General features: G+C 69.5%; 21 protein-coding genes. 13 read left to right on the top strand and 8 right to left on the bottom strand.

Annotated features, from left to right (window positions below; translation table 11 throughout):
• The first annotated feature begins 76 nt into the window (after window positions 1-76).
• Both ACG00Y_RS09550 and ACG00Y_RS09545 read left to right on the top strand, forming a co-directional pair.
• Window positions 77-913, top strand: coding sequence for a hypothetical protein (locus ACG00Y_RS09550; RefSeq protein ID WP_394478205.1), 837 nt, complete (start codon window positions 77-79; stop codon window positions 911-913).
• 22 nt (window positions 914-935) lie between these two features.
• A complete protein-coding gene (locus tag ACG00Y_RS09545) occupies window positions 936-3,167 on the top strand; it encodes a patatin-like phospholipase family protein (protein ID WP_394478204.1) in 2,232 nt (743 codons plus the stop codon).
• A gap of 94 nt (window positions 3,168-3,261) precedes the next feature.
• Here the strand turns inward: ACG00Y_RS09545 and fic are convergent, their stop codons facing one another.
• Window positions 3,262-4,356, bottom strand: coding sequence for a protein adenylyltransferase Fic (gene fic / locus ACG00Y_RS09540; RefSeq protein ID WP_394478203.1), 1,095 nt, complete (start codon window positions 4,354-4,356; stop codon window positions 3,262-3,264).
• 108 nt (window positions 4,357-4,464) lie between these two features.
• Window positions 4,465-4,935 carry an Lrp/AsnC ligand binding domain-containing protein gene (locus ACG00Y_RS09535; RefSeq protein WP_394478202.1) on the bottom strand — a complete coding sequence of 157 codons (471 nt, stop codon included), beginning with the start codon at window positions 4,933-4,935 and terminating at the stop codon, window positions 4,465-4,467.
• A gap of 87 nt (window positions 4,936-5,022) precedes the next feature.
• On the opposite strand from ACG00Y_RS09535, the gene ACG00Y_RS09530 reads away from it, so the two are divergent.
• From ACG00Y_RS09530 to ACG00Y_RS09520, 3 genes are all read left to right on the top strand, one after another.
• The gene (locus ACG00Y_RS09530; protein WP_394478201.1) at window positions 5,023-8,562 is read left to right on the top strand and encodes an L-glutamate gamma-semialdehyde dehydrogenase; all 3,540 of its coding nucleotides are present in this window, start codon (window positions 5,023-5,025) and stop codon (window positions 8,560-8,562) included.
• Window positions 8,563-8,746: 184 nt separating this feature from the next.
• Entirely contained in the window at window positions 8,747-9,049 is a 303-nt protein-coding gene (locus ACG00Y_RS09525; protein ID WP_394478200.1) for a nucleotidyltransferase family protein, read from the top strand.
• Window positions 9,050-9,072: 23 nt separating this feature from the next.
• Window positions 9,073-9,405, top strand: a complete 333-nt coding sequence (locus ACG00Y_RS09520; protein WP_394478199.1) for a HepT-like ribonuclease domain-containing protein — start codon at window positions 9,073-9,075, stop codon at window positions 9,403-9,405.
• A gap of 11 nt (window positions 9,406-9,416) precedes the next feature.
• Here the strand turns inward: ACG00Y_RS09520 and ACG00Y_RS09515 are convergent, their stop codons facing one another.
• The 5 genes from ACG00Y_RS09515 to ACG00Y_RS09495 all read right to left on the bottom strand — a co-directional run bounded on the left by ACG00Y_RS09515 (window position 9,417) and on the right by ACG00Y_RS09495 (window position 13,381).
• Window positions 9,417-10,061, bottom strand: a complete 645-nt coding sequence (locus tag ACG00Y_RS09515) for a pyridoxamine 5'-phosphate oxidase family protein (RefSeq protein ID WP_394478198.1) — start codon at window positions 10,059-10,061, stop codon at window positions 9,417-9,419.
• Window positions 10,058-10,624: a hypothetical protein gene (locus ACG00Y_RS09510; RefSeq protein WP_394478197.1), complete on the bottom strand. Its 567-nt coding sequence runs from the start codon at window positions 10,622-10,624 to the stop codon at window positions 10,058-10,060. The genes ACG00Y_RS09515 and ACG00Y_RS09510 overlap by 4 nt, the downstream gene beginning before the upstream one ends.
• A 3-nt stretch (window positions 10,625-10,627) precedes the next feature.
• Entirely contained in the window at window positions 10,628-11,380 is a 753-nt protein-coding gene (locus ACG00Y_RS09505; protein ID WP_394478196.1) for a DUF899 domain-containing protein, read from the bottom strand.
• An 81-nt stretch (window positions 11,381-11,461) separates the two neighbouring features.
• Window positions 11,462-12,115, bottom strand: coding sequence for a Vgb family protein (locus ACG00Y_RS09500; RefSeq protein WP_394478195.1), 654 nt, complete (start codon window positions 12,113-12,115; stop codon window positions 11,462-11,464).
• A gap of 45 nt (window positions 12,116-12,160) precedes the next feature.
• Window positions 12,161-13,381, bottom strand: coding sequence for a helix-turn-helix domain-containing protein (locus ACG00Y_RS09495; RefSeq protein WP_394478194.1), 1,221 nt, complete (start codon window positions 13,379-13,381; stop codon window positions 12,161-12,163).
• Between the two features lie 83 nt (window positions 13,382-13,464).
• Here ACG00Y_RS09495 and ACG00Y_RS09490 point away from each other — a divergent pair, with 83 nt between their 5' ends.
• Genes ACG00Y_RS09490 through ACG00Y_RS09480 form a run of 3 tightly spaced genes read left to right on the top strand, consistent with a single transcriptional unit; the run spans window position 13,465 to window position 14,285 of the window.
• Window positions 13,465-13,782, top strand: a complete 318-nt coding sequence (locus ACG00Y_RS09490; RefSeq protein WP_394478193.1) for a hypothetical protein — start codon at window positions 13,465-13,467, stop codon at window positions 13,780-13,782.
• A gap of 27 nt (window positions 13,783-13,809) precedes the next feature.
• Window positions 13,810-13,995, top strand: coding sequence for an oxidoreductase-like domain-containing protein (locus ACG00Y_RS09485; protein ID WP_394478192.1), 186 nt, complete (start codon window positions 13,810-13,812; stop codon window positions 13,993-13,995).
• Window positions 13,996-14,006: 11 nt separating this feature from the next.
• Entirely contained in the window at window positions 14,007-14,285 is a 279-nt protein-coding gene (locus ACG00Y_RS09480) for a DUF2277 domain-containing protein (protein ID WP_394478191.1), read from the top strand.
• Between the two features lie 20 nt (window positions 14,286-14,305).
• Here ACG00Y_RS09480 and ACG00Y_RS09475 read toward each other — a convergent pair whose 3' ends face one another.
• Window positions 14,306-14,533 carry a DUF6364 family protein gene (locus ACG00Y_RS09475; protein ID WP_394478190.1) on the bottom strand — a complete coding sequence of 76 codons (228 nt, stop codon included), beginning with the start codon at window positions 14,531-14,533 and terminating at the stop codon, window positions 14,306-14,308.
• 104 nt (window positions 14,534-14,637) lie between these two features.
• On the opposite strand from ACG00Y_RS09475, the gene ACG00Y_RS09470 reads away from it, so the two are divergent.
• The 5 genes from ACG00Y_RS09470 to ACG00Y_RS09450 all read left to right on the top strand — a co-directional run bounded on the left by ACG00Y_RS09470 (window position 14,638) and on the right by ACG00Y_RS09450 (window position 24,409).
• Window positions 14,638-15,063, top strand: a complete 426-nt coding sequence (locus ACG00Y_RS09470) for a hypothetical protein (protein WP_394478188.1) — start codon at window positions 14,638-14,640, stop codon at window positions 15,061-15,063.
• Window positions 15,064-15,179: 116 nt separating this feature from the next.
• A complete protein-coding gene (locus ACG00Y_RS09465; protein WP_394478186.1) occupies window positions 15,180-17,570 on the top strand; it encodes a glycoside hydrolase family 3 N-terminal domain-containing protein in 2,391 nt (796 codons plus the stop codon).
• 5 nt (window positions 17,571-17,575) lie between these two features.
• Entirely contained in the window at window positions 17,576-20,455 is a 2,880-nt protein-coding gene (locus ACG00Y_RS09460) for a TIM-barrel domain-containing protein (RefSeq protein WP_394478184.1), read from the top strand.
• Window positions 20,456-20,582: 127 nt separating this feature from the next.
• Window positions 20,583-22,451: a YncE family protein gene (locus ACG00Y_RS09455; RefSeq protein WP_394478182.1), complete on the top strand. Its 1,869-nt coding sequence runs from the start codon at window positions 20,583-20,585 to the stop codon at window positions 22,449-22,451.
• 101 nt (window positions 22,452-22,552) lie between these two features.
• Window positions 22,553-24,409 (top strand): ABC transporter ATP-binding protein, encoded by a 1,857-nt coding sequence (locus tag ACG00Y_RS09450; RefSeq protein WP_394478180.1) that lies wholly within the window; start codon window positions 22,553-22,555, stop codon window positions 24,407-24,409.
• The last annotated feature ends 77 nt before the right edge of the window (window positions 24,410-24,486 follow it).

Raw genomic sequence — 24,486 nt, 5'->3', positions numbered from 1 at the left:
ATTCTGAACGATGCCTTGAGCGATCAACGCATGGCAGACTTGCCAGCGTTTGTGGCACAACCTAGGGAGTTAGCTCATGGGATCTGTCGCGTTGCGTCGTCATGCCTTGGCCACGCCGCTCCTTGTTGTTGCCGCTCTCGGCGGGCCCTTCGCGGCGAGCGCCGACCCGGCTGCACGCAGCCTGTGGCTGCGTGTCGAGGCCTTCCGTGCCGATGTCAGCACCAACGTCCGCATCGATGACCCCGGTGCCAACCTGGTGGGGACCGAGTTCGCGCTGGAGCGCTATGGCCTGACCGACGGCAAGACGCTGCCCACGGTGCAGCTGGGCTACCGCTTTGCGGAGCGCTGGCGGCTGGAGCTGGAGTACTTCCGGCTCAGCCGGACGGGCCGTGCCGAGCTGGATCGAAGCATCACCTTCAACGGCACCACCTTCCCGGTGCAAGCGACGCTGGACACGCACTTCCGCTCGGACGTGGGCCGCGCCAGCATCGGCTACTCCTTCCTGCAGTCACCCGACTTCGAACTGGGCGCCACCGCTGGCCTTCACGTGACGAAGTTCGACATCTCCCTGCAGACGGCGGTGTCGACTTCCGGCTCGACGCCCACCGTCGACCGCGCCGTCACGAATGCCACCGTGCCGCTGCCGACCCTCGGCATCTACGGCAACTGGGGCATCGCTTCCGGCTGGGCGCTGGATTGGCGGGCCGACCTGTTCGCCCTCAAGCACCGGGGCTATGACGGCAAGCTGATCAACGGCCAGGCCAGCCTGCTGTACCGGCTCTCGCCGAACGCCGCGCTGGGTGGTGGCTGGCGTTATGTCGACTACCAGGTGCGCTCCAGCAGGACCGACGTCAACGGCAAGGTGGACTACAAATTCAAGGGCCCGCAGTTGTTTGCCGAGGTCGGTTTCTAGACAGCCGGGCGCCTGGCTGCCGATGCGACGCGCTCCCCATCGTCCGGCGTGCCTGGTCCTTGCCTGGGCGCTCTGTGCGGCCCCATGCCTGGCGTCGGCCGCCACGCCGGCAGCGCCTGCCGTTGCTGCGGAGAGCCGCCCGCGCATCGGTCTCGTGCTGTCCGGCGGCGGCGCCCGGGGCGGCGCGCACCTGGGCGTGCTGAAGGTGCTGCGTGAGCTGCAGGTGCCGGTGGACGTGATCGTCGGCACCAGCGCCGGCGCCATCATCGGTGCCGCCCACGCCAGCGGCATGTCGCCTGACGAGATCGAGGCCGAGCTGAAGCCGCTCAACACAGCGCTGCTGTTCCACGATGTGGCCCGCACCGACCTGCCGGTGCGCCGCAAGGACGACGACAGCCGCAACTTCATCGGCCCGGAGATCGGCATCGGCCCCAAGGGGCTGTTGCTGCCCACGGGCGCGGTCGCCGGTGTCTCGCTGGAGGCCGTGCTGCGCCGGCTGACGGTGCGCCAGCGCGGCGAGCACTTCGACCAACTGCCCATCCCGTTCCGCGCCGTGGCCACCGACGTGACCAATGCCGAGATGGTGGTGCTGGCACGCGGCAGCCTGGCCACTGCGGTGCGGGCGAGCATGGCGCTGCCGGCCATCGTCAGCCCGGTCGAGCTGGACGGGCGGCTGCTGGTGGACGGCGGCATCAGCCGCAACCTGCCCGTGGACGTGGCCCGCGCCATGGGGGCGGAGGTGGTGATCGCCGTCAACATCGGCACGCCCATGCTGCAGCGGCAGGAGCTGAAGTCACTGCTGTCCGTGTCGGAGCAGATGACGCGCTTCCTGACGAGTAAGAACGTCAACCAGTCCTTGACCGAGCTGACGCCGCAGGACGTGCTGATCACGCCCGAGCTGGGCGCCGTGGGATCGGCCGACTTCGACCGCATGCTGGACGCGGCCGCCGCCGGCGAGACAGCCGCGCGTGCCGCTGCGGCCCAGCTGCAGCGTTATCGCATCAGCCCCGAGGCCTACGCCGCGTTGCAGTCCCGGCAGCATGCCGGCAGCGCGCTGCCCACCGCCACGCTGGCCGAGGTGCGCATCGTCGGCGCGCAGCGCGTCAACCCGGACACCATCCGCAGTGCCATGCAGAGCCAGGCCGGCCAGCCCTTCGACGAGGCCAAGGCCGATGCCGACATGCGGCGCATCTACAGCACCGGCGACTTCGAGCGCGTCAACTACCACCTGGTGCAGCGCGACGACGGCGGCCAGGTGTTCACCGCCGACGTGACCGAGAAGTCCTGGGGCCCGCACTACCTGCGCGCCGGCCTCGGGCTGTCGAGCGACTTCCGTGGCAGCTCCTACTTCAACCTGATGCTCAGCCACCGCCTGACCTGGCTCAACTCGCTGGGCGGCGAATGGCGCAACGACCTGCAGATCGGGCGGGTCGACCGCCTGCGCAGCGAGTGGTACCAGCCGCTCAACACCGGGCAGCAGACGTTCACCGCCGTCCACCTGGAGTCGCGCCGCGAGCCGTTCGACCTGTACATCCAGGAGCAGCGCATCTCGCGTTTCCGGCGCGAGCAAACGGTGCTCGGCGCCGACGCCGGCCTGGCGTTCGCGGGCATCTACGAACTGCGTGCCGGCGTGCGGCGCGGCCGCGTCCGCCTGGGCACGGACACCGGCGTCATTCCTGGCAAGGAGCTGGTGCCCAGCACGGATGTCGGCGGTGTTGCCGCGCGGCTGCGCGCCGACACGCTGGACAGCACCCGCTTCCCGCGCAACGGCGTGGCGCTGGACCTGAACTACTTCCTTTCCCGCGCACGCCTGGGCGCGAAGGACGAATACGGCAAGGTCGACCTGTCACTGCAGGGCGCCGTGTCCAGCGGCCCGCATTCGCTGCGCGCCGCCGTCTACGCCACCCAGCCCACCGGCAGCAACGACTTGCCGGGCTACGAGTTGGCCCAGCTGGGCGGCTTCCTGCGGCTGTCGGGCTACCGCAGCGGCGAATTCGTCGGCACACGGATGCGTTTTGCGCGCCTCGTCTATGCCTGGCGCATCAGCGCGCCCGGGCTGCTGGACGGCATGTACCTCGGCCTGTCCGCCGAGGTCGGGCGCATCAACGACCAACTCGGCGAGTCTCCTCAGCGCACCTTGCGCAGCAACGCGCTGTTCCTGGCGGCGGACACGCCGCTGGGGCCGGTCTACCTGGGCTACGGCCGCGGGGCTTCGGGGCGCAGTGCGACATATTTCTATCTGGGCCTGCCGTGAGAGGGCCGCTAGCTCAGAAAACCGGTCGGGCTGATGGAGAGGCGTGTGCGCCCGGCGCCTTTCGAATGTCCCGTTGAAGCCCTTCTCCTTCTCATCAGTCGCGCTTGAGCAGTTCGATGAACGCCGGGTTCAGGAAGACCTTCTCACGGCCCAGCTTGTGCTCGCGCAAGATGCCGATTGCAGCGAGTTCCTTGAGATAGGTGCTGGCCGTCTGGCGCTTGGCCAGCCCCGCGTCCACCACGTGGGCAATGCGGCAGTACGGCCGCACGAACACGAGTTCGGCCAGCTCGCGCGAGTAGATCGAGCCCGCCTCGCGCCGCATTCGCTCGGCCGTGTCCGTCAGCAGGCGGCGCAACGCCACCACCTTGTTCATGGTCCAGGTCGCGGTTTCGGCCACGCCCTGGAGCATGTAGAGCAGCCAGGGCTCCCATGCACCCGTTGCTGTGACGGACTGCAGGCCGGCGTAGTAGCCGGTCTTGTTGCGCAGCATGTGGCGGCTCAGGTAGAGCACGGGGATGTCCAGCAGCCCTTGCTCGACGAGGTAGAGCAGGTTCAGCACCCGGCCGGTGCGGCCGTTGCCATCTGTGAACGGATGGATCGCCTCGAACTGGTAGTGGCCGGCGGCCATGCGCACCAGCGGGTCCACGTCCTCGCTGCCGGGCAGGGTGCCATGCATCCAGCGCTCCCAGTTGGCGAGCTTTTCGCGCAGCAGGGCCTCGCCTTCGGGCGGGGTGTAGATCACCTGGCCGGTGCGTTCGCTGTTCAGCGTCGTGCCCGGGGTGCGGCGGATGTCCATGTCGACACCCTTGATCGCCCTGCAGACCTGGATGGCCGTGTTGGTGCTCAGCGGCCGGCTGGACAGCGCCTGGAAGCCCTCCCACAGGGCGGCCCGGTAGCGCAGCGCTTCTTTGGTGGCGGGGTCGGCCTCGACATCGCTCGCCCCGTCGAACAGGAACATCTGGTCGGTGGTGGTGACGATGTTCTCGATCTCGCTGCTGGCCTGTGCTTCCAGCAGAGGGATGGAGTTGATCAGCAAGCCCTGGTTGGGGATCAATTGCCCGGCAGCCTTCAGCTCGGCCACCGCAGCACGCGCGGTGATGCAGGCTTTCAGTACTGCGCGGGACTCCAGCTCAGCCTGCGGAGGGAGGGCCGGTAGATCGTTGTACGGACGGGCAGGGTCGTAGGCCATATGTCGACGAGTCGGAGAAAAATCGACGCATCTGAAGCATATGTCGAGCGGATCAACATAAGACGATGATGTGTTGAATTTTCTCTTCTAAATCGACATAAGGCGCCGTCAAATCGGCAAGGCATTCGTCGCCTTCACCTCTTCCATCACCGCATACGTCCGCGTCTCCCTTACCCCCGGCAGCGTCCAGATCACGCTGCCGATGAACTCGCGGTAGGCGCTCATGTCGCGCACGCGGGTCTTCAGCAGGTAGTCAAAGCCGCCGGCCACCAGGTGGCATTCCAGGATCTCGGGCCGGGCCTGGACGGCGGCCTTGAAGGTGTCCATCACGTCCTGCACCGTGCGGTCCAGGTGGATCTCGATGAAGACGAGCATGGCCGCGCCCAGCTTGGCCGGGTTCAGCCGCGCCTCGTAGCCGAGGATGTAGCCGTCGCGCGTCAGCCGCTTCACGCGCTCCAGCACGGCGGTGGGCGACAGGTGCACTTCCTCGGCCAGCTTGAGGTTGGAAATGCGCCCGTCGGCCTGCAGCACGCGCAAGATGCGGGCGTCGGTCTTGTCCAGTCGGGGTTGATCGCTCATCTGGATTTATGTCGGCTGATATGGCAATTCTTGGAATTTAATTCAAGACCGTCATGAATACATTGCTGATCTCACCAGGAGAAAGCCGTGCCCACCTTCGCCGCCCCGCTCGAACAGCCCCGCCTGCCGGACCCCTACCGTGCCGAGGCCGCCGTGGTGCAGGCGCTGGCCGAGCGGGTCGGCACGGCGCTGGACTGGCCCGGCGTCATCGCCATGGCCTCGCCCTGGGTTGAGCAGGTGCGCCGCAACCCGGCCCCCTTCTGGGCGATGGAGTCGCTGCTGCGCGAGTACCCCATCACCAGCGCCGAGGGCCTGGCGCTGATGCGGCTGGCCGAGGCGCTGCTGCGCGTGCCCGACGCGCCCACGGCCATTGCGCTGACGGCCGACCAGCTGGGCCGTGCGGACTTCGAGGGCGCCAGCGAGGGCAGCCCGCACAAGATGCTGGCCGCGCTGTCGGCCTCGGCCATCTCCATGTCCAAGCGCTTCCTGCCGGGCGCGGAGGATGACGGCGGGCTGTTCAAGCGCCTGGGTGCGCAGACGGTCGTGGCGGCCACCGTGCGCGCCATCCAGCTGCTGGGCCGGCAGTTCGTGCTGGGCCGCAACATCGGCGAGGCGATGAGCGAGGCCGACGACGCCCGCAAGGCGCAGAAGCAATTGCGCTTCAGCTACGACATGCTGGGCGAAGGCGCCCGCACCGAGAACGACGCGCGCCGCTATCAGGCCGCCTACGTCGGCGCCATCAAGGCCATCGCCGCCGGCCCGCGTGCTGACTCGCCGGAAGCCTCCGACGGCATCTCCATCAAACTCAGCGCCCTCTTCAGCCGCTACGAGGTGCTGCAGCGCGACCGCGTCTTCGCCGAGCTGCTGCCGCGCGTGTGGGAGCTGATCGAGCTGGCCGCTAACGCCAACATCAACCTGACCATCGACGCCGAGGAGGTCGACCGCCTGGAGCTGTCGCTGGACGTGCTCGACACGCTGGCCGCGCGCATCGCCGCGCACCACCCGCAGTGGCGCGGTTTCGGTCTGGCGGTGCAGGCGTACCAGACGCGCGCGCTCGCCGTCGTCGACGAGGTGGCGGCCATCGCGCGCAAGCACGGCCTGCGCTTCATGGTGCGGCTGGTCAAGGGCGCCTACTGGGACGGCGAGATCAAGCGCGCCCAGGAGCTGGGCCTGGCGCACTACCCCGTCTTCACGCACAAGCAGCACACCGACGTGAGCTACCTGGCCTGCGCCCGCGCGCTGATCCAGCATGCCGATGTCATCTACCCGCAGTTCGCCACGCACAACGCCGGCACCATCGGGGCAATAGTGCAGATGGCCCGTGCGACCAATGCAGCCTTTGAAATGCAAAGGCTTCACGGCATGGGCGAAGGCGTCTATCGCGAGGTGCTGAAGGACGGCAGCATCCCCTGCCGCGTCTACGCCCCGGTGGGCGAGCACCGCGACCTGCTGGCCTACCTCGTGCGCCGGCTGCTGGAGAACGGCGCCAACTCGTCCTTCGTGCATCAGTTGGCGGACCCTAGCGTGCAGGTGCCCGAGCTGCTCGGCTCGCCGCTGCTCGACGTGCGCAACACCAGCGCGCTGCCGTTGCCGCCGGCGCTCTACGGCGGCCGACTCAACTCCGCGGGTGCGGACCTGACCGCGCCGGCTCAGCGCGCGCCGCTGCAGGCCGCGCTGGAGAGCACGCCGGTGCGCGCCGTGCCCGAAGCGACGGCCGCTGACGTCGACGCCGCGATGCAGCGCCTGCACGCCGGCTTCACCGCCTGGAACGCCCGCCCCGTGGCCGCCCGCGCCGCCATGCTGCGCCGCGCTGCCGACGACCTCGACGCGCGCCTGGCCGAGTTCTGCGCGCTGCTCGTCAAGGAGGCGTTCAAGACCCAGGCCGACTGCGTCGCCGAAGTGCGCGAGGCCGTGGACTTCCTGCGTTATTACGCCGACCAGGCCGAGGCCGACGCGCAAGGCATGCAAGGCCGCGGCGTCTTCGTCTGCATCAGCCCGTGGAACTTCCCGCTGGCCATCTTTGCGGGCCAGGTCGTCGCCGCGCTCGTGGTCGGCAATGCCGTTGCCGCCAAGCCGGCTGAGCAGACACCCTACGTCGCGCTGCAATTCGTCGAGCTGCTGCACCAGGCCGGCGTGCCGGCCGACGCACTGGCGCTGCTGCACGGCCCTGGCGAGACCGTCGGCGCCGGCCTCGTTGCCCACGCGCACACGGCCGGCGTCTGCTTCACCGGCTCCACGGCGGTGGCGCAGATCATCAACAAGGCGCTGGCGGCAAAACCTAACTCACCCATCCCGCTGATCGCCGAGACCGGCGGCCTGAACGCGATGGTCGTCGACTCGACCGCCCTGCCCGAGCAGGTCATCGATGCGGTCGTGCAGTCCGCCTTCCGCTCCGCCGGCCAGCGCTGCTCGGCGCTGCGTCTGCTGTGCGTGCAGTCCAGCATCGCCGACGGCGTCATCGAGATGCTGAAGGGCGCGCTGCAGCAACTGCACGTCGGCCAGCCCGCCAACCTTGCCACGGATGTCGGCCCCGTCATCGATGACGAAGCCCACACCGGCATCAGCCGTCACGTCGAGCGCCTGAAGCGCGACGCGAAACTCATCGCCGAGGCGCCCGTCACCGAGCCCATGCCGCGCCAGATCCGCCCCGTCGCCTTCGAGCTGCCGCGCATCGCCGACCTGGGCGAGGAGATCTTCGGCCCGGTGCTGCACGTCGTGCGCTTCGACGGCTCGGTGGACGACGTCATCCAGGAGATCAACGCCCTCGGCTATGGCCTCACGCTGGGCATCCAGACCCGCATCGACAGCCGCGCCCAGCGGCTGGCAGACGCGGCGTGCATCGGCAATGTCTACGTCAACCGCAACATCATCGGCGCGGTGGTGGGCGTGCAGCCCTTCGGCGGCGAAGGCCTGTCCGGCACCGGCCCCAAGGCCGGCGGGCCCGACTACCTGCGCCGCTTCTGCGCCGAGCCGCACATCGACGCGCCGGCGCCGCCGCTGGCCCTTGACGGTGCCGCCGCGCCGCTCGCCGTGGGTGCCGACGCCACCTGGCGCAACACCCCGCTGGCCGACCGCATCGCCACGCTGCGCCGCGCCGCCGACACGCTGGACGCGCCCAGCGCCTTCGCGCTGCGCGGCCTCTTCACGGCAGCGCAAACGGCCTTCGCCGACCTGGTGCTGCCCGGCCCCACGGGAGAGAGCAACACGCTGCGCCACCATGCCCGCGGCGCCTTCGCCGTGCTGGGCCGTGGCGACGCGGGCCTGGCCGCCGTCGTCAGCGCGCTGCTGGCCGGCAACAGCGCCATCTGGCTCAGCGACGACGAACGCGCCCGCCAGGCCCTGCTGCGCGCTGGCCTGCCGGCCAATGCGCTGACGCTGCTGCCCGACTCGGCGCTGCCCGGCCTGCTCGCTGCGCCGCAACTGGCCGGCGTGGCGCTGGCGTCATCCGACGCCGACGCCGCTCACATGCTGTCGCTCGCACTCGCCGCCCGCCCCGACGCCATCCTGCCGCTGGTCACGGCCGCCGGCCATGTGCGCCAGCTCTACCGCTTCACGGCGGAGCAGACGCTGACGGTCAACACGGCGGCGGCGGGGGGGAATGCGGCGTTGCTGGCGGGCGGGCATTGACGGCGTAGGTATGGGGTGAGCCTGCGAACCCCAACGCGGGCAGTCGCCGGGCTTGGTGAACGCCCCGTGCTGGATGCGTTGGGGTTCACTGCGTTCTCCTCAACCTACGGTCTCGGGTTCTCCAACCCTTGGTGGACCTCGATCACGCGCTCATCGCCGAGCGCGCCGTCTTGGCATGGCCCGCATGGCTAAACTCTTTCCCATGCACCCGCTGATCGAAGCCCACCGCACCGCACTCGTTGCGCTGGCCCGGCGCCGTGGCGTGACGGGCGTTCGGGTGTTTGGCTCGATGAGCCGGAACGACGCAACCGACCACAGCGACGTGGACCTGCTGGTCACGTTGGCACCGGGTACCAGCGCCCTCGCCCTGGGTGGGCTGGTGCTTGATGCGCAGGATCTGCTGGGCAGGCGCGTCGACGTGGTCACCGAAGCCAGCCTGCACCCGGGCCTGCGCGATCGCGTACTGGCCGACGCCGTTGCGCTGTGACGCCCGGGCCCGACGCTGATCGGGTGCTGCTGGCGCACATGCGCGAGTGCCTTGAGCGAATCCACGAATACACGGGCGGCGAGCGCGCCCGTTTCGAAGCCTCCCGGTTGGTGCAGGACGCCGTCATTCGCAACCTGCAAACGCTGACGGAATCGAGCCAGCGCTTGTCGGGCGGCATCAAGGCCACTGAGCCCGAGACCCCGTGGCGCGATCGCTCCGGCTTCCGCAACGTGATCGTCCATGGCTACCTGGGCGTTGACTTGCACGCCGTCTGGTTGGTCGTCGAGCAGGACCTGCCCGCACTGGCCGACGCATTGAATCGCATGGCTGCGCGCCTGGCTCCTCCACCCGCTTGACGGTGGAGCCGTCAATAAAACCCCACCCGCTTCCCATACCGCTCCGCCCGCTCCCGGTCATACCCCGCCGCATCAAACCCCTCACCCTGAATCGCCCGGTGCACCTCGCCGCCGGTCGGCATGGACTCCGGGGCCACGAAGCGTGCCGGGTCCCACAGGTGCGAGCGCAGGAACGCCTTGGAGCACTGGGTATACGCCTCCTCGATGTCGACGATCAGGCCCAGCGTCGGCACCTTGCCTTCCACCGCGCTCGGTGCGAGCAGGGCAGCGTCGGTGGTGATCACCGCACGGCCGTTGACGCGGAAGGTGTCCGTCGCGCCCGGCACGATGAAGAGCAGGCCCAGCTGAGGGTTGGCGAGCAGGTTGCGCAGCGAATCCGCCAGCCGGTTGCCCGGCCGTTCGGGGATCAGCAGCGTGCGGTCGTCCAGGATGCGCACGAAGCCGGCGGGGTCGCCGCGCGGGCTGACGTCGCAGCGGCCCTCGGCGTCGCTGGTGGCCAGGCAGACGAATGGTGAGCGCTCCACGTACAGGCGGGTCGCCGGGTTGAGCCGGTCGGTGATCTTGCTGCAGGTCAGCGCGGCGGGTTCGCCGATGAGGGCGCGCAACTGGGCTTCGGTGTGGATGAGGTCGGCGGTGAGGCGGTGGGACGGAGTCATCGGTGGCGGACGGGCAACGGGATGGAGCGATTGTGGTGTCCACGCGCCAGCCAACGTCGCAGCGTCCGCACGCATGAGGAAGCCACCAGCGCCGCCCCAGCCGTCACCGCCAGCATCGCCACCATGTGCACCGACACGGCCGCCAGCGCCAACACCAGCGACCCCGACGCCGTGATCTCACGGGCCGGCGAGGCGCTCAGGCATAACGGCACCAGTGCAGGCACCAACATCAGGCCGCTGCCGTGCAGGGTGGATGTGACGAAGGCGCCAAGCGCGACGGCGGCGCGCCCCGTGCGCAGCCGCTGGGCAAGGCCCGCGATCAGCAGGGCACCGAGCAGCACGCCGACCGCCATCGGCAGCAGCACGCCCGGCTCCGCACCCAGCGCCACCATCGCCGCCACGCCGGCCACGGACGCTGCGTGCCCGAGGGCCACCGCCGCCAGTGCTTGCAGCGCCTGCCCCCGGCCGCAGGCCAACGCCAGGGCCCAGCCGGTGCAAGGGTTGAGCCCGTGCAGCGCCCCGGCTGCCGCAACAGCGAGCCAGGGCCAGAGGCTGGTGCTCACGGCTCAGGCCTTGGCGCCGCCGCAGCAGGCCGGCGCGGGCGCGTCCTCGTAGCGGTCGTGGTGGCGCACCCAGGCCATCGGGTACGACGGACCCGCCTCGTCCCGTCCCTTGGGCGTGAGGTCGACGAGGTTGTACGTGCCCATCATCACTTCCACACCACGGCCAAACGTCGAGTACGTGTGGAAGACATCGCCCGCGTCGTCCCTGTAGAAGACGCTGATGCCGGGCGCGTCCGTCAGCGGGAACGGCGTCATGTGGAAGTTGTAATAGACCTCGCCGTCGATGCGGTCCTCGGGCGCGAAGCTGACGTTGAAGTCGCGGTTGAAGTCGTTGCCGCCCGACGACGCCCAGGCGAACTGCCAGCCCATGCGCGCCTTGAACGCCTGCAGGTCGGCCAACGGCGCGCGCGACACCGCCAGCAGCGTGATGTCGCGATGGGCGAGGTGCAGGGCGGCGCCATCGAGGTGGTCGGCCATGAAGGAGCAGCTCTTGCAGCCCTGCTCCCAGCCGGGGGCGAACATGAAGTGCTGCACCAGCAGTTGCCGCCGGCCCTGGAAGAGGTCGCTCAGGCGACGCGGGCCGTCGACGGTGTCGAAGACGTAGTCCGTCTCCAGCTTCACCCAGGGCAGCGCGCGGCGCTCGCGGGCGACGCGGTCGCGCTCGTGGGTCAGCGCCTTCTCCTGCGCAAGCAGCACCTTGCGTTCGGCAATCCAGCGGTCGCGCGATACGACGGGGTGGGGAATGGGGGTGGTCATGGGCAATCTCCTTGAGGTCGACGAAAACGGCCATGCGGCAGCGCAACCCGGGCGCGGGCGGCAGCCGTCAGGCCGGGGAAATCAGGTGGGGGAATTGGCCTTGGGACGGCGGACGGCGCGCAGCTTGCCGCTGCTGCCACCGCCGGCGTAGAACAGGTCACGGCCATCGGATTCGAGGCCGCTGACGCCGGTGCCGGCCGGCATCTGCAGCGTCTCCAGCACGGCGCCGCTGACGGGGTCGATGTGGCGGATCTCGCTCTCATCACCCTCCCAGGTGCCGTGCCAGAGCTCGCCGTCCACCCAGGTCACGCCGGTGACGAAGCGGTTGGTTTCGATGCTGCGCCGGATCGCGCCGGTCTCGGGGTCGATCTGGTGGATCTTGCGCGCCCGGTACTGGCCCACCCACAGGCTGCCTTCGGCCCAGGCCAGGCCCGAGTTGCCGCCCTCGCCCGGCACCGGCAGGGTCGCGACGACGGCGCCCGTGGCGGGGTCGATCTTGTCGATGCGCTGCTCGCCGATCTGGTACAGGTGGCGGCCGTCGAAGGCCGTGCCGGCATCGCAGGCGTGCGGGATGCGCTGCAGCACCTCGCCGCCCGCCGGGGCGATGGCCAGCAGCGCGTCGTTCGTCGCCGCCCAGATGCGTTCGCCGTCATGCGTGACGCCGTGGATGGCGGGCGCGCCGTCGAAGGGGCCGTATTCGCGCGCGATCTCGGCGGCTTGCGTCTTGAGGGTCATGGCTTGCTCCGTTGATGGGCGCCGGGTTCAGCGCATGACCGAAATCTACGCAAGCGGCAGCGCAGCGGGGAGTAACAAGATCGTCGTGAAACCGGTCAGCGGCGGCGCCAGCCAGCGGCGCGAGCGCGTCTGGCCGATGGCGCGCACGCGGCCGGCCGCCTCCAGCTCGGCCAGCGCGCGCTGCACCGTGCGCTGGCTGGCGCCCAGGGCCAACGCCAGCGCCGAGGTGGACCAGGCCGCGCCGTCCGCCAGCAGCGCCAGCAGCTCGCCCTGGTCGCCGTCCACCGGCGGCGCCAGCACGGCCACGGCGCGCCCGTCCAGCGGCCGCAGCGCAAAGCCGCGCGGCGTGGCGTCGATGTCGGCAAGACCTGACACCAGCGCGCGCAGCCGGCTGATCTCCACGCGCAGCCGCACGCGGTGCGTCTCGTCAGCTTCTCGCAGGCGGAAGGCGCGGGCGATCAGCGTGTCGCGCCCCACGTCGCCCGGCCAGGCCTCGGCCAGCGTGCGCAGCAGCGTGAACAGGATGGGCCGGCTGGCCAGCGGCAGCCGCGCGTCGCCTGCACGCAGCGCGTGGCGGCAGGCATCGACGACGAGGGCGCCCGAGTCCAGCAGCGCGGCCACTTCCTGCAGGCGCAGCGGCTGGGCGTCGGCGCCGCTGACACGCCGTGCAGCGGGTTGGTTCAGCACGGCGCGGGCCTGTGCGGTCTCGGCCTGCAGCGCCGGGATGCCGGTGGCGCGCGCTGCGGCTTCGGCGCCGTCCAGCGCGGCCTGTGCGTCGGCCACGCGCAGCGAGCGCAGCGCCAGCTCGGCCTGCGCCAGCGCGGCGACGGCGGCCGGCAGCGCGGGCAGGCCTTGCGTGTCGACGCCGGCCAGCAGCGCTGCGGCTTCATCCAGCCGGCCCAGCAGCAGGCAGCGCCGCGCCGCAATCAAGCGCGCCTGTAGCGCATTGGCCCGGTCGCCACGCGCCTCCAGCGTGGCGCGGGCGGTGTCCAGCGCGCGCGGCGGGTCATTGAAGTCGCGCATGGCCAAGGCCACCTCGGCTTCGGCCACCACGCAGCGCGCCCGTGCTGTCGCCTCTTGCGCACCGAAGCCGCGTGCCGCCTGCTTCAGCAGCTCGCGCGAGCGCGCCAGCTCGCCCAGCTGCGCCATCGCAATGCCGCGCAGGGCCAGCGCTGGCGGGTCGTCGCGCAGCGCTACGCGCTTGAGCGCCTGCAGCGCGTCACCGGCGGCGAGGGCTCTTGCGGCGGCGGAGATCAGCGAGTCCATCCCCAAGGCTAACTTGCCGCCGCAACCCGCCTCGGCCACCATGCCCCCACACGCCTGCTGTCCCGGCGTGCAGGGAGAGACCGATGTTTCCTTTCTTCTGGTTCTGGGCGCCGCAGCTGCACCTGCCCTTCAGCGGCGACGTGGCGCAGGACATCGAGCCCAGCCTCGACCTGTTCTTCAAGGGCATCAAGCCCTGGGCCGGCGACGCGCGCATCGAGCGCCAGGCCTTCGATGTGGCCAGCTACGGTGACCAGCTGGGCGCCATCACCGCGCTGCTGCTGGAGCTGGCCGAGCGCCTGCCGGCCGACGAGCAGGCCCGCTCCCAGCCGCTGCAGGAGCTGCGCGCCATCCACAAGCGCATCCAGGCGATCAAGGTGGCCGAGCGTCACGGGCGCCCTTGACGCACCGGGGCCGGACAATCGCTGGCGATGACCGACGCTGCCCTGCCCGACCCCGACCCCGACCCCATGCCCCAGCCGCCGCACCAGCCCGATCTGGACGCCTGCTGCGGCAACGGCTGCGACCCCTGCATCTTCGACCTGCACGACCTGGCCATGGACGAGTACCGCCGGGCGCTGCGGGCGTGGCGGGAGCGGCATCCCGACGCCAGCTGAAAGGCCCGAGCATGTGCCGCAACATCCGCACCCTCTTCAACTTCGAGCCCCCCGCAACGGAGCTTGAGATTCGCGACGCCGCGCTGCAGTTCGTGCGCAAGTTGAGCGGCTTCAATGTGCCGTCCAAGGCCAACGAAGCCGCCTTCGACCATGCGGTGGCGGCCATTGCCGACGAGGCGCGTGCATTGATCGCGGCGCTGGTGACGACGGCCGAGCCGAAGAACCGCGAGGAAGAGGCCGCCAAGGCCAGGGCGCGGTCGGCCGAGCGCTTCGGCAGTCAGGGCGGTTGAAGTAAGTTGGTATTGGCAGGCTACGCACGCGCGTTGGCCTCGTCGCGGTTGAAACGCCAGCCGCCCAGGCGGCCCGGCGTGGCCAGCGCCGAAGCCTCGAACTCGCGCAGTTCCGCAGCCCGCTGTTCGGCGCCCGCTAACGTTTCCAGGTAGTCCCGCACCGCTTGATTCAAGCTCTTGCCCATGGCCGACGCCGCGCGTCTGGCCTGGTCCGCCACTTGCTCGTCAACCGACAAAGTGATGTTCATGAGGTGCTCCTTGGCCTGTGCGCACATTTTTATGTGCGATTGGGGTGGTGATTGCGCGTGTGCCGTCACTGACAATCGCCGCGCCCTCGCTCACCCCACACCCCATGCGCCTGAAGATCGCCCTGACCGTCGTCGCACTGCTGCTGCTCATCACGGCCTGGTTCTCCTTCGCCTGGCGCTGGAGCTATTCCGACGGTGAGCGTGCCGGCTGGGTGCAGAAGTTCTCGCGCAAGGGCTGGGTCTGCAAGACCTGGGAGGGCGAGCAGGCGCTGGTGTCGCTGCCCGGCACGGCCAGCGTCGAGAAGTTCCATTTCACGGTGCATGACGAGGTTACGGCCCTGGCCATCAACAAGGTCATGGGCCGGCGCGTGAACCTGCACTACGAAGAGAAGGTCGGCCTGCCGGGCTCCTGCTTCGGTGAGACCCGCTACTTCGTCACCGGCGTCACGCTGGTGGACGAGATCTCGCTGTCGCCGGGCGTCGTGGTGCCGGTGCCGCCCATGCCGCCGGCGTCGGCGGCCAGCCAGTAGGCGCCACGCCCGGCTGGCGGGTTGCAACGCTCGGCCCCGAGAGGGCAAACCCGCGTCGCCGCTGCCCCGCGACCTGCGTTAGCGTGCGCGCCGAGATTGCCCACGAAAGATCCCCCATGAGTCGAGCCGGTGTGACGCGTCGCAACTTTGTCCAGGGTGTCGGTGCTGCCGGGCTTGCCACGGCAGGCCATGCGGTGGCGGCGCCGGCCGAGCAGCCGCTCTACAAGCAGGCGTCCGCAGCCGTGGAACTGCGCGTCAACGACCTGCTCTCCCGCATGACGCTGCAGGAGAAGGTGGCCCAGATGATGTGCATCTGGATCGCCAAGAACCGCGTGCAGGACGCGCGCGGCAACTTCGACGCCGCGCGCGCCGCGCAGGCGCTGCCGCACGGGCTGGGCATGCTGGGCCGCCCGAGCGACCGCAAGGGCGTGACCAACACCAACGCCGGTGCCGATGCCGCCGTGGCCAACCGCACGGCAGCCGAGACGGCGGCCTACGTCAATGCCGCCCAGGCCTGGGCGGTGCAGGGCACGCGGCTGGGCATTCCGCTGTTCATGCACGAGGAAAGCCTGCACGGCTACGCCGCGCGCGACGCGACCAGCTTCCCGCAGGCCATCGGCCTGGCCTCGTCGTTCGACCCGGCGCTGATCGAGAAAGTCTTTTCGGTCTGCGCGCGGGAGATGCGGGCGCGCGGCGCCCACCTCGCGCTGGCGCCGGTCGTCGATGTCTGCCGCGACCCGCGCTGGGGCCGCGTGGAGGAGACCTTCGGCGAAGACCCCTATCTGATGGGCGTGCTGGGCAAGGCGGCCGTGACCGGCTGCTCCGGCACCGAGCGCAAGCTGGCGCCGGGCAAGGTGCTGGCGACGCTCAAGCACATGACCGGCCACGGCCAGCCCGAGCGCGGCATCAACACCGCGCCGGCGCAGATCTCCGAGCGGGTGCTGCGCGAGGTCTTCTTCCCGCCGTTCGAGAAGATCATCCGCGAGACGCCCATTGCGGCCGTCATGCCGTCGTACAACGAGATCGACGGCGTGCCCTCGCATGCCAACCCCTGGCTGCTGAAGACCATCCTGCGCAATGAGTGGGGCTTCCAGGGCATCACGGTGTCGGACTACTTCGCCATCCGCGAGATGGTGGACCGCCATCGGCTGGTGCCCGACATGACCGAGTCGGCCTACCGCGCCTTCACGGCCGGCGTCGATATCGAGACGCCCGATGAAGGCGGCTTTCCGGCGCTGGTCGGCCTGGTCAAGTCGGGCCGCATCAAGGAGGTGGACATCGACGCCGTGGTGCGTCGCATCCTGGCGCTGAAGTTCCTCGCCGGGCTGTTTGAAGACCCGTATGTCGATGCCGGCAAGGCAGACGCGCTGACCGCCACGCCGGACGCGGTGGCGCTGGCGCGCGAAGCGGCGGTGCGGTCGGTCGTGCTGCTGAAGAACGACGGCGTGCTGCCGCTGAACGCGGGCAAGGTCGGCAGGCTGCTGCTGCTGGGCACGCATGCGAAAGACACGCCCATCGGTGGCTACTCCGACATCCCGCGCCACGTGGTGTCCATTCACGAGGCGCTGGCCGCAGAAGCCAAGGCCCAGGGCTTTGCCTTCGACTACCGCGAGGCGGTGCGCCTGACCGAGAAGCGCGAGTGGGCGACGGACGAGGTGCGCTTCATCGACCCCGCCGTCAACGCCCGCTTGATCGCCGAGGCCGTCGAGGCAGCAAAGCAGGCCGACACCATCGTCATGGTGTTGGGCGACAACGAGCAGACCTCGCGCGAGGCCTGGTCGGACACGCATCTGGGCGACCGCGACTCGCTGGACCTCATCGGCCAGCAGAACGACCTGGCGGCCGCCATCTTTGCGTTGAACAAGCCGACGGTCGTCTTCCTGCTCAACGGCAAGCCGCTGTCCATCAACCTGCTGCAGGCCAAGGCCAGCGCCATCATCGAGGGCTGGTACCTCGGGCAGGAGACCGGCCATGCGGCGGCCGACATCCTGTTCGGCCGCGCCAATCCGGGCGGCAAGCTGCCCATCAGCTTCCCCCGCAACGTGGGCCAGCTGCCGGTCTACTACAACGCCAAGCCGACGGCGAATCGCGGCTACCTCGGCAGCGACAACACCCCGCTCTATCCCTTCGGCTTCGGCCTCAGCTACACGACGTTCGCGCTGTCCGCGCCGCGCCTGTCGAAGACGACCATGGCGCCAACCGACAGCGTGACGGTCTCGGTGGACGTCACCAACACGGGCCAGCGCGCGGGCGACGAGGTGGTGCAGCTCTACATCCGCGACGACATTTCCTCGGTGACCCGCCCCGTCAAGGAACTCAAGGGCTTTGCGCGCGTGACGCTGGCGCCGGGCGAGAAGCGCACCGTCACCTTCACCATCACGCCGGCAGAGCTCCAGTTCTACGGCATGGACATGAAGCGCGTCGTCGAGCCCGGCAGCTTCACCTTCATGACCGGGCCCAACAGCGTCGACCTGAAGACCACCACGTTGACGGTCGTTGCGGCCTGAACGACATGACCCGCTCGCTCGCCCTGCTCGCCGCCACGTTGCTGGCCACGACCGCTGCCGTCGCCGGCACCTACCAGCCCACGCCCACGGGCGTGCTGGTGAGGCCAGACACCGGCAGCGTGAAGGAACTGCGTGTCAACGCCATCACCGAGGCCATCATCCAGGTCATCGGCGTCGACGACCCGGCGCGGCCGCAGCTGGCCTCGTTGATGACCGTCGCCAAGCCCAGCGGGCGCTTCACGGTGAAGGCCGGCGGCGACACGGTGACGCTCGATGCCGGCCAGGCGTCGGCCCAGGTGTCGCTGAAGGACGGCCGCGTCACGTTCTTCAACGCCAAGGGCGCTGCCGTGCTGACGACGGCCAGCGCCGGCATCCAGCCGGTCACGGTCGAGGGCAAGTCCTTTGTCGCGCCCTCCGCCCAGTTCAACCGGGGCACGACAGAGGCGTTCTACGGCCTGGGGCAGCACCAGAACGCGCAGATGGACCTGAATGGCGAAGACATCGAGCTGCGCCAGCACAACATGGACATCGCCATTCCCTTCGTCGTCTCCGACAGCAACTACGGCGTGCTCTGGGACAACGCCGCCGTCACACGCTTCGGCAACCCGCGGCGCTTCGGGCTGGCCAGCCGTGACCTGAAGCTCACGGCCCTGGACGGCAGCAGCGGCCTGACGGCGAAGTACTACGTCGACGACCAGTTGATGCTGACCCGCGTCGAGCCCGACATCCGCTATCAGTTCCTCAGCGATGTCAGCAAACACTGGCCCGCCGACCCAGCGCTGAGCCGTGCGGCCACGCGCGGCAAGAAGGTCAAGGTCGTCTGGGAGGGCACGGCCGCGTCCGACAAGCCGGGGCTGCACAAGATGCGCCTGTTCGCGTCCGACTATGTGACGCTGAAGGTCGACGGCAAGACGCTGTTCGACCACGGCGTCTGGCGCATGGGCTGGAACGGCTGGTACAACAACTTCGAGCAAGCGTTCAGCAAGGGCAAGCCGGTCAGCCTGCATGTCGAGTGGCTGCCGACGAGCGGCCTGATCTCGCTGCACCACTCCGACCCCGAACCCGCCGCCGACAAGCACTCGCTGCGCTTCGCGTCCGAAGCCGGCACGGCCCTGAACTACTACTTCATCGGCGCCGAGTCGATGCAAGGCGTCATCCGCGGCTACCACCACGTCACCGGCATCCCGCCGCTGATGCCGAAATGGGCCTACGGCTTCTGGCAGTCCCGGCAGCGCTACCGCACGCAGGCCGAGTTGCTGGACGTGCTCAAGACCTACCGTGCCAACCGCTGGCCCATCGACGCCATCGTGCAGGACTGGTTCTACTGGCCGGAAGACCAATGGGGCAGCCATACCTTCGACGCGGCGCGCTTCCCGGACCCCAAGGGCATGGTCGATGAGGTCCATCGCCAGAACGCCCGCATCATGATTTCGATCTGGGGCAAGTTCTACCCCAACACCGCCCACTACCAGGAGCTGGACGCCAAGGGCCACATGTGGCGCCGCAATGTCGAGCTCGGCATGAAGGATTGGGTGGGCCCCGGCTACCTCAACAGCCACTTCTCGCCCTACAGCCAGGAAGCGCGAGACATCTACTACCGCCAGTTGAAGAAGCCGCTGGTCGACCTCGGCTTCGACGCCTGGTGGATGGACAACACCGAGCCGGATGTGCGCTCCAACGTCAGCCCCGAGGAACTCGCCGAGCTGATCACGCCGACGCAGATGGGCCCCGGCGCGTTGGTGACCAACGCCTACGCCACCATGGCCACCCAGGCCGTGCACGACGGCCTGAAGCGCGACCGCCCGGACGCCCGCCATTTCATCCTGACCCGCTCCGGTTTCGCGGGCGTGCAGCGAAACGCGGCGGCGCTGTGGTCGGGCGATGTCGTCGGCACCTGGGACAACCTGCACAAGCAGATCTCGGCGGGTGTGCAGACCGGCTTCTCCGGCGTGCCCAACTGGACGCACGACATCGGCGGCTATGCGCAGGAAGCCCGCTTCCAGGACAAGTCCGTCGCGGGGCTGCAGGAGAACCGCGCCGGCGGCGGCACGCGCACCGCCGCAGACCTGAAGGAGTGGCAGGAGCTGAACCAGCGCTGGTGGCAGTTCGGCGCCTTCTCGCCCCTGATGCGCAGCCATGGCGAAGGCGTGAAGCGCGAGATCCACGAGATCTCACCCGAGGGCTCCGCCATGCGGGCCAACCTGGTGTGGTTCCTGGAGCTGCGCTACCGGCTGATGCCGTATATCTACACGGCCGCTGCGGACAGCCACTACGAGGGCGCGCCCATCATGCGCGGCCTGGCGCTGGACTTCCCGGCAGACGCTGCGGCCAGGAAGATTGCCGACCAATACCTGTTCGGCAAGTCCATCCTGGTGGCGCCGGTGACGCGGTATGGCGCGACGTCCCGCACGGTCTATTTCCCTGGTACGCCCGGCACGGCAACCTGGTTCGACGCCTGGACGGGTGAGATGGTCAAAGGCGGCGAGACGCGCACCGTGGCCGCCCCGATGGAGCAGCTGCCCCTGTTCGTCAAGGCGGGCGCCATCCTGCCCATGGGCCCCGTCACGCAATACGTGGACGAGAAGCCCGACGCGCCGCTGACCATCAACGTCTACACCGGCGCCGACGGAAGCTACAGCCTCTACGAAGACGACGGCGTCTCGAACTCGTACAAGGCCGGCCAATCCACGCGTATTCCTTTCGCCTATGACGACAAGCGCGCGGAACTCACCATAGCGCCGCGCGCCGGGGGCTATGCGGGCATGGTGACGAAGCGGACCTTCAACATCCGCTTCCTCAAGCCCGGCGACCGCACCGTCGACTTCGATGCGCCAGCGATGGCCGTGAGCTATTCGGGAGACCGCATCGTCGTCAGGGCGCGGTGAGGCGGCGCGGCGCCAGGCCGTCGGCCAGGCGCTAACCCTTGGTTCAGGGGGCGCACTGGGGCCGCGCCCACGCCGCCTGGTGACAATCACGGCGAGGGAGACCGCGTTCAGGCGGCAAGGAGAACCCATGAAGACATGGACAGGGATGGCCGCGCAGCGCTGCGTGGCCCGGTGGTACGTCGTCATCGCCTTGGCGATGCTTTCCGCCTGCGGCGGCGGCGGCGGCGGCGGCGGTAGTGGCGGCGGTGGCAGCAACAGCGGGGCCGTGACGCCACCCGTGACGCCCGCGCCCGTCGTCCCTGCGGGCAGCCGCCCGCCACCGGCCACGGTGCGCAGCGACAACAACCCCTCAGGCGCGCGCTTGGATCGGCGTGCCGACAACTATTTCCCCATGGCGGTCGGTGACAACTGGACGTATGAGCGCACCAACGGCGCGGGCGGCAGCACCCGCACGGTGACCGTGCGCATCGTCGCCGGCACGGCCGCAGGCACTGTCGGCTGGCAGGAAACCGACCCGGTCGACGGTGAAGGGACCAGCGGCTACCGGCGCACCGCCGAGGGTCTCGAAGTGGTCGGCCCGTTCACGGGCGGCCTGCCCGACGCTGCCGCGAAGCTGGTGGGTGATCCGCTGGAGTACGCCGACCCCTTCTACGCCGTGGGCAGCGTGCGCCGCGTGCTGCGCCAGGGCAGCTACGGCCAGGATGTCGACGGCGACGGCGTGAACGAGGGCTTCTCGTTCGAGCTGACGCAGACCTTCCTCGGCTTCGAGGACTACCGCATCGGCGCACGCACCGTGCAGGCGGCGCGCTTTCTAACGGCCTACCGCATCACGGCCATGTATTCGAAGCCGCTGGCCGGCGGCGGTTATCCGGCCGACTACGTGTTCAAGGGCAGCGATGAAACCTGGTGGGGCCCAGGCATCGGCCTGCTGCGTGCGGACCGCCAGTACGAAGACTCCACGCGCGGCGCGGTGGAGCCGTTGCACACGCTGCGGCTCGTGCAGGGCACGGTCGCCGGCCAGGCTGTCGTCGTCGACGACGTGTTCACCCGCAGCGTCGCGCTGCGGCACAACGCGCTGCTGTTCGACGCCCGGCGCGGCGTCTACTACGCCAGCGTGCCGGGCGCGGTCGTGGGCACGGGCAATCGCATCGCCACCATCGACCCGGCCAGCGGCGCCGTCGCGCACTCGCTACCCGTCGGCTCGGAGCCCGGTGCGATGGCGATCGCTGCCGATGGGGCTTCGATCTACGTCGGCCTGGACGGCAGCGGCGAGGTCGTGCGGCTGGCCCTGCCCGGCTTTGCCGAGATCGGCCGCGTGCGGCTGCCGTCGAGTCAGTTCTACGGCCAGTTCGTGACCGAGACGCTGGCCGCCTCGCCAGTGGATGCCAATGTCTTCGCGGTGGCGTTGGCGCGCCCCGGCGTCAGCCCCAAGCATGGCGGCGTCGCCCTGGTGCGCGCCATGCAGGTGCAGCCCCGGCAGTCCCAGGATCACACCGGCTCCAACCTCATCGTCTTCGGTGCCGACGGTCAGTCGGTCTACGGCTACAACAACGAGACCACCGAGTTCGGCCTGCGTCGGCTGGAGGTGCTGGCCGATGGTCTGGCCGAGCGCCAGGTGATCGGCTTCGGCGGTGGGTTCTACCAGCGCACGATCGACCGCATGGGGGAGCGCCTGCTCGTCAACAACCGGGTGGCCCGCACGCCGGGCCTCGAACTGGACGGCCAGTTCAGCTCCGGCAGCGGCTGTCGCTTCGCGGCAGCAGGCCGAATCCTGTGCCTGGACGCCAACGCTGGCGCCAAGACCCGCCTGCTCGTCGCAGACATGGCCAGCTACGCCTTGCTGGACACGCTGTCGTTACCGGCCAGCTCGGGACTCGACTTCGGGGCGCTGGTGCCAGGGCCTGACGGCATGGTGGCGATCCGCACGGGGATCTCGCACCCGGCCCAAGCCGAAGCGACCGGCATCCTGCTCGTCAGCAGCGTGCGGCTGCGCTGAGTGCCGGGGGGCTGGTGTTGGGCAGGAAGCGGCCGGTCGGCCGCCCTCCTGCGTCACGCTGATGCCACGCCCTGACAACGGTGTCCGGCGACACTAGCCGGATGCCCCTGTTTCAAGCCCTGGCCACGCGCTTCGAGCGCCTCGTCGACCCCTACCCCGAACCCGCCGGCACGCCGCCGCCGACCCAGTTCTTCCCCTTCCTGTGGCGCTGCGCCGATGGCGTGCGGCCACATCTGTTGGTCGTCATGCTGTTCACGGCCGGCATCGCGGCCGCCGAGGCCTTGCTGTTCAGCCTGATGGCCTCGCTGGTCGACTGGCTCTCCAACATGAAGCCCGCCGAGCTGTGGGCCAAGCCGCAGCCCGTCGTGCTGATGCTGCTCGGCGTGCTGGGCGTCAGCGTGCTGCTGGCGGGCGTGCAGGCGCTGATGAAGTACCAGGGCGTGTTCGGCAACTTCCCGATGCGCATGCGCTGGCTGTTTCACCGCCGCATGCTGAATCAGAGCCTGGCCTTCTTCGGCGACGAGTTCGCCGGCCGCATCGCCACCAAGGTCATGCAGACGGCGCTGGCCGTGCGCGACACCTGGCTCATCGTCGTCGACATCCTCGTCTACGTGGCCGTCTACTTCGGCACCATGGTCGCCATCGTCGCCAGCTTCGACGCCTGGCTGATGGCGCCCTTTGCCGTCTGGCTGGCGCTCTACCTCGTGGCGCTGCGCTTCTTCGTGCCGCGCCTGGGCAAGATCGCGCAGGCGCAGGCCGACGCGCGCAGCCTGATGACCGGCCGCATCACCGACGCCTACACCAACATCGCCACCGTCAAGCTGTTCGCCCACGGCCGCCGCGAGTCCAGCTATGCCAAGTCGGCGATGCAGGACTTCATGACCACGGCCTATGCGCAGATGCGCCTGGTCACCGGCTTCGAGGTCGTCAACGCCATCCTGTCGGCGCTGCTGGTCGGCAGCACGGCGCTGCTGTCGCTGTGGCTGTGGGGCGTGTCGGCCATCGGTGTCGGCGCCGTCGCGGCGGCCACGGCGATGGCGATGCGACTGAACGGCATCTCGCACTGGGTGATGTGGGAGATGGCGTCGCTGTTCGAGCACATCGGCACCGTGCAGGACGGCCTGGCCACGCTGTCCAAGCCGCAGTCGATCGCCGATGCTAATGGCGCCACCGAGCTGACCGTGCCGCGCGGCGAGGTGCGCTTCGAGAAGATGCGTTTTGCCTACCCGAACGGCAAGGTCGTCGTGGAAGGGCTGGACCTGACCATCAAGCCCGGCGAGAAGATCGGCCTGGTGGGCCGCAGTGGCGCGGGCAAGAGCACGCTGGTCAACCTGCTGCTGCGCCTGTACGACCTGCCGGCAGACGGCGGTCGCATCCTCATCGACGGCCAGGACATTGCCAAGGTGACGCAGGACTCGCTGCGCCGCCATATCGGCATGGTCACGCAGGACACCTCGCTACTGCACCGCTCGGTGGCCGAGAACATCCTCTACGGCCGCCCCGATGCTGCTGCCTCCGACATGCAGCGTGCCGCCGAGCGGGCGCATGCCGACGAGTTCATCGCCACGCTGTCCGACCCCAAGGGCCGCACCGGCTTCGAGGCCTTCGTCGGCGAGCGCGGCGTCAAGCTCTCGGGCGGCCAGCGCCAGCGCATCGCCATTGCCCGCGTGATGCTGAAGGACGCGCCCATCCTGCTGCTGGACGAGGCCACCAGCGCGCTGGACAGCGAGGTCGAGGCCGCCATCCAGCAGTCGCTCTACACGCTGATGGAGGGCAAGACGGTGGTGGCCATCGCGCACCGGCTGTCGACGATTGCCGCGCTGGACCGCCTCATCGTCATGGACGCCGGCCGCGTCGTCGAGCAGGGCACGCATGCCGAGCTGCTGGCGATGAACGGCATCTATGCGCGGCTGTGGGCGCACCAGAGCGGCGGGTTCCTGGGGCTGGACGCCGACTGAGGACAGGCGGCCCAACTGCTTGGGCCGACTCGCCTCAGGAGGGGCCCGAGCTCTGCGAGGGCGCGCCCTGCAAGGGG

Origin of the sequence: Pelomonas parva, assembly GCF_043555835.1 — a bacterium.
In the GTDB taxonomy this organism is placed as follows: Bacteria; Pseudomonadota; Gammaproteobacteria; order Burkholderiales; family Burkholderiaceae_C; genus Pelomonas; species Pelomonas parva.
Note: the sequence above shows the minus strand (reverse complement) of the source record. Positions and strands in the feature narration are given on the sequence as shown.

Excerpts from the sequence above, each read along its gene's own strand:
- ACG00Y_RS09550 (WP_394478205.1), top strand. The coding sequence starts at position 77 with ATGGGATCTGTCGCGTTGCGTCGTCATGCCTTGGCCACGCCGCTCCTT.
- ACG00Y_RS09545 (WP_394478204.1), top strand. The coding sequence starts at position 936 with ATGCGACGCGCTCCCCATCGTCCGGCGTGCCTGGTCCTTGCCTGGGCG.
- fic (WP_394478203.1), bottom strand. The coding sequence starts at position 4,356 with ATGGCCTACGACCCTGCCCGTCCGTACAACGATCTACCGGCCCTCCCT.
- ACG00Y_RS09535 (WP_394478202.1), bottom strand. The coding sequence starts at position 4,935 with ATGAGCGATCAACCCCGACTGGACAAGACCGACGCCCGCATCTTGCGC.
- ACG00Y_RS09525 (WP_394478200.1), top strand. The coding sequence starts at position 8,747 with ATGGCTAAACTCTTTCCCATGCACCCGCTGATCGAAGCCCACCGCACC.
- ACG00Y_RS09515 (WP_394478198.1), bottom strand. The coding sequence starts at position 10,061 with ATGACTCCGTCCCACCGCCTCACCGCCGACCTCATCCACACCGAAGCC.
- ACG00Y_RS09505 (WP_394478196.1), bottom strand. The coding sequence starts at position 11,380 with ATGACCACCCCCATTCCCCACCCCGTCGTATCGCGCGACCGCTGGATT.
- ACG00Y_RS09500 (WP_394478195.1), bottom strand. The coding sequence starts at position 12,115 with ATGACCCTCAAGACGCAAGCCGCCGAGATCGCGCGCGAATACGGCCCC.
- ACG00Y_RS09495 (WP_394478194.1), bottom strand. The coding sequence starts at position 13,381 with ATGGACTCGCTGATCTCCGCCGCCGCAAGAGCCCTCGCCGCCGGTGAC.
- ACG00Y_RS09490 (WP_394478193.1), top strand. The coding sequence starts at position 13,465 with ATGTTTCCTTTCTTCTGGTTCTGGGCGCCGCAGCTGCACCTGCCCTTC.
- ACG00Y_RS09485 (WP_394478192.1), top strand. The coding sequence starts at position 13,810 with ATGACCGACGCTGCCCTGCCCGACCCCGACCCCGACCCCATGCCCCAG.
- ACG00Y_RS09480 (WP_394478191.1), top strand. The coding sequence starts at position 14,007 with ATGTGCCGCAACATCCGCACCCTCTTCAACTTCGAGCCCCCCGCAACG.
- ACG00Y_RS09475 (WP_394478190.1), bottom strand. The coding sequence starts at position 14,533 with ATGAACATCACTTTGTCGGTTGACGAGCAAGTGGCGGACCAGGCCAGA.
- ACG00Y_RS09470 (WP_394478188.1), top strand. The coding sequence starts at position 14,638 with ATGCGCCTGAAGATCGCCCTGACCGTCGTCGCACTGCTGCTGCTCATC.
- ACG00Y_RS09465 (WP_394478186.1), top strand. The coding sequence starts at position 15,180 with ATGAGTCGAGCCGGTGTGACGCGTCGCAACTTTGTCCAGGGTGTCGGT.
- ACG00Y_RS09460 (WP_394478184.1), top strand. The coding sequence starts at position 17,576 with ATGACCCGCTCGCTCGCCCTGCTCGCCGCCACGTTGCTGGCCACGACC.
- ACG00Y_RS09455 (WP_394478182.1), top strand. The coding sequence starts at position 20,583 with ATGAAGACATGGACAGGGATGGCCGCGCAGCGCTGCGTGGCCCGGTGG.
- ACG00Y_RS09450 (WP_394478180.1), top strand. The coding sequence starts at position 22,553 with ATGCCCCTGTTTCAAGCCCTGGCCACGCGCTTCGAGCGCCTCGTCGAC.